The following is a 3888-nucleotide window of genomic DNA, read 5'->3' as shown; positions in this document are numbered from 1 at the left end:
CCTCTTCTTTTTTCAGTAACTCGGGTTACTGTGCAGCTTCCATATTTACTTTTACGCGGAGCGCTTTCAAACCGCTCACACCCTGTAACTCTTCCAGGTCCAGCATCTCAATTTCCGGCAGCAGTATTTTTTTGCTTTGAAGGAAAGTGATATACTTTTTCAGTTCTTCCATTTCCCTTACATAAGAGTATACCATAGCAATGGTACCGGGCTGCGTTAAGCGTTCGCCGGTATCTTTTACATGTACTTTATCAATACGTTTTTTGATGATCTCATAACGTACGTTATAGGCGCCTTCCACATCAAACCGGCGTTCATCGCTGCGGAAACTGATTGTGATTGGAGCGCTGTGCATAAGGATCATCTGCGTGGTTTGCAGCGGCACCTTTAATTTAGGGCCCAGTTTATGCGTAAGCCTTGCGATGTGCGCCATAGAGGAAAGCTGCCACAGGCGGAGGTTCCGCAGGTACAGCTGGTCAAACTTTTTCTCCTGTGCGATGGACTGTCCAATATAGATAGTATACTCTACGCCATCGGTACGATATTTTTCAAAGTAGCAGGGGAACGATTGCTGTATGTACTGCCGCTCTTTCTCCAGGTACTGGCTGATAGCCGCGTTAATGTTGGCGAGGCTTTCTTCGTACTCTCTCCGGTGATGATAAACACGCCCTTCTGATTTGTCCATCTGGGTAAAATAGCTCGCCAGTAATGGTTTCAGGTCTGCATTGTCTTCACATAAATGCTCCAGCACCGGTTTAATTTCCTGGTCCATAAACTCATTTACCTTCAGGTCTTCGCCAGCCTGTAAGCTATTGCTGAGGTTCTCCAGCAGGTCGTTTGTTTTGAACTGCAGTTCTTCCAGCAAAGGAAGGTGAATGGTTTTACCGATGGTTTCCAGGGTATCCCTGATCAGCTCCAGTTGCTCCTGCAGGTCTTCCCGGATGGCGGCGCCCTGTTGTACGGAGGAGTTCCGGATATCCACCGCGCCGTAAAGCGGGTATACTTCATCAAAGCTGATACTTTCAATATCTTTCCTTTCTTCTTCCGGTGTGAGCAGGTAATTCCAGGCGGCGTCCACAAACTTCCATTCCACTGCGGGTTGCAAAGCGGTGAACTGGTCTTTGATCACCTCGTTCAGCCGGCTTTCCAGGATGTTCATGCTGCGGTTCAGCATCAGCACCAGCAGGGGATAGGTGTTTTGCAGTTTCCACAACGGGTCTGCCGACAACCCGTTAGGGGTAGAAGAGGCCAGTTCCAGTACGCCCAGTATTTCCTTTTTATGGGTGATCGGAAATATCACGAAGCTCCGGATATTCTTGATGGGCAGGTACTTCAGGAACGCGTGGGGTGCGATGGAATTTTCATTCACATCGGGCACGATCAGCGGTACCGGTTTTTGCTGTAAATGATCCAGCAGGAGCTGGAAGAAATGTTGCTGCTGTTTTTTGTTGCCTACACCAAGGATAGGATCGGTAATGGAGAATTGTTCTTCCAGTACATTTTTACCGTTCACCTTGGGGAAGGGTACCAGGTGGGCAGTTACATCCGGCAGCCCCAGGATCACCGGGATCATTTTTTCCACGGTCCGGTAGCTTTCCACTTCGTTGCTGGTGCGCATGTTCATCACCAGGCTCTTGATGTTATTGAGCGATTCCGATTGGGTCACATCTTTCACCGTCCATATCACGAAGCCTTCCAGGGAAAACATGCTGGTTGGCAGTAGCTGTTGCAGCGCTTCCGGGGAAATCTGCTTGGAGCAGAACATGTCATAATTCAGGTGTGGCAGCTCGCCGTTCACTTTTACATCTACAAACCGGGGATCTATATTCACCTTCACGTAACGCTTACCGCCATCGGGTGTTTCCACCGTATGAATAATCTCGTTCTTGTAGTTCATCGGGAAGTGGAACACCTTTTCCAGGATCAGTTTATACAGCCAGGTGATCTTGTCTTTTTTCACCTGGGCTATAGAAATGCCATCCGGAACCGCCGATAACTCAGAGCCGTCAGTGAACAGTTGTTTAAAGAGCTCAGAATAATGGAAGATGGCGAACTTAAACGGAACGCCAATGCCATAAATATCCTTGCTGGAGTCTGTGGTAACCGGGAAAATAGCGGCTATCAGCAAGTCCAGGTATTCCTTGTAAGGCGTCAGATCTCCATTGCTGGGAATGGGCTTGAGTACCGCCGGGTTGCTTTCAAACTTATCAATGATCAGTTTATAGAAAGATGAACGGGCCTCTCCTTCATGGGTTACCTTTTCCTTCAAATAATTCAGGAATGGTGCGAATGATATATTGGACTCAATTACTTTATCATCGTCAAATACGCCGGGGTGTGCAGTTAAAACTTTCATATTGTCGTACAATTATAACCAAAGGCTGTCCTTTTAGTGCCAGTAATAAACTTCTTATTACAATTTACAGTAAAACATTGCAGGAATAACAGAGGGGAGTACTATTGTAGACGCAAAGGTAGGGGAAATATTGTATCAATTTTGGATTCCGGGATTCAGGTATTTGTCAAAAGATGCTATGCATTTGATAATCAAATACCTGAATCCGTCGAAATCCGGAAGATTTATTGCAATTCGATCTGGTTTTTAAGCAGGTCTTCCAAAGTATCACGTTTACGGATCAGGTGTGGCTTACCTTCTTTTACCAGTACTTCCGCCGGTTTTAACCGGGAGTTGAAGTTAGATGACATTTCGAAGCCATAGGCGCCGGCGTTGTAAAACACCAGGTAATCACCTTCCCGCACCTCGTTGATCTTACGGTCCCAGCCAAAAGTGTCTGTTTCACAAATATTACCCACTACGGTATAGATCCGTTCCGTACCCTTAGGGTTTGAAATGTTGCGGATCAGGTGGAAAGCGTCGTAGAACATGGGCCTGATCAGGTGATTGAAGCCGGAGTTCACCCCTACAAATACGTTGGCGGTGGTTTGCTTGATCACGTTGGCTTTTACCACAAAGTAACCGCTCTGGCTTACCAGGAACTTTCCTGGTTCAAACCACAGCTGCAGCGGGCGTACATACGATTTCGCAAAGTTGTTGAAGGCTTCGCTCAGTTTTTTACCCAGCAGGTCAATATCCGTTTCGGGATCTCCCTGTTGGTAAGCCACCTTAAAGCCGCTGCCCAGGTCAATAGATTCAAGATCGGGGAAGTGCTGCACCATCTCAAACATTACTTCCACGCCGCGCAGGAACACATCCACATCTTTAATTTCAGAACCGGTGTGCATGTGCAGGCCGGTCACCTTCAGTTTAGTGGAATTGATAATGCGTTCAATATGGCGCATCTGGTGGATGGAAATACCAAACTTGCTGTCGATATGCCCGGTGGAGATCTTGAAGTTACCTCCCGCCATAATATGCGGGTTCAAACGTATACAGATCGGGTAGCTGCCGCCGAACCTGTTACCAAACTGCTCCAGGATGGAGAGGTTGTCTATATTAATGATCACGCCCAGCTCTTTCGCTGCAATAATTTCCTGCAGGTCCACACAGTTGGGGGTAAAAATGATATTCTTCGGATCAAAACCCGCCCGGAGGCCCAGCTGTACTTCCTGGATAGACACGGTATCCAGTCCGCAGCCAATGGAATTGATGTACTTAAGGATATTGATGTTGGTCAATGCCTTACAGGCGTAGAAAAAGCGGGTATCTGCCTTATGAAACGCCTTTTGCAGCTTTTCATACTGGGTCTTGATCTTTTCTGCATGGTAGATGTACACCGGGGTACCAAATTCTTCTGCTACTTTCACAAGGAAATCGGCAGTAAGTACGTCGCTTTGTTTAGGCATTGAAAATCCTTAGTTTAAGAATGAGGATGCAAAATTACTACGCAAAAGTGAGAAATTGTAGAAAAAAGGGAGAATGGGTGTTCC

General features: G+C 46.8%; 2 protein-coding genes. Both read right to left on the bottom strand.

Annotation, left to right across the window (positions count from 1 at the left end; translation table 11 throughout):
• Positions 1 to 25 precede the first annotated feature (25 nt).
• The gene (locus VN105_RS17815) at positions 26 to 2356 is read right to left on the bottom strand and encodes a GAF domain-containing protein (RefSeq protein ID WP_325642879.1); all 2331 of its coding nucleotides are present in this window, start codon (positions 2354 to 2356) and stop codon (positions 26 to 28) included.
• A gap of 224 nt (positions 2357 to 2580) precedes the next feature.
• A complete protein-coding gene (gene lysA / locus VN105_RS17810; protein ID WP_325642878.1) occupies positions 2581 to 3804 on the bottom strand; it encodes a diaminopimelate decarboxylase in 1224 nt (407 codons plus the stop codon).
• Positions 3805 to 3888 lie beyond the last annotated feature (84 nt).

The organism is Chitinophaga sp., from assembly GCF_035564935.1.
In the GTDB taxonomy this organism is placed as follows: Bacteria; Bacteroidota; Bacteroidia; order Chitinophagales; family Chitinophagaceae; genus Chitinophaga.
The sequence above is the reverse complement of the archived record's forward strand: the minus strand, read 5'-3'. Positions and strand labels throughout refer to the sequence as shown.

What these genes read in the sequence shown, in the direction of transcription:
- VN105_RS17815 (WP_325642879.1), bottom strand. Translation starts at nt 2,356, where the DNA reads ATGAAAGTTTTAACTGCACACCCCGGCGTATTTGACGATGATAAAGTA.
- lysA (WP_325642878.1), bottom strand. Translation starts at nt 3,804, where the DNA reads ATGCCTAAACAAAGCGACGTACTTACTGCCGATTTCCTTGTGAAAGTA.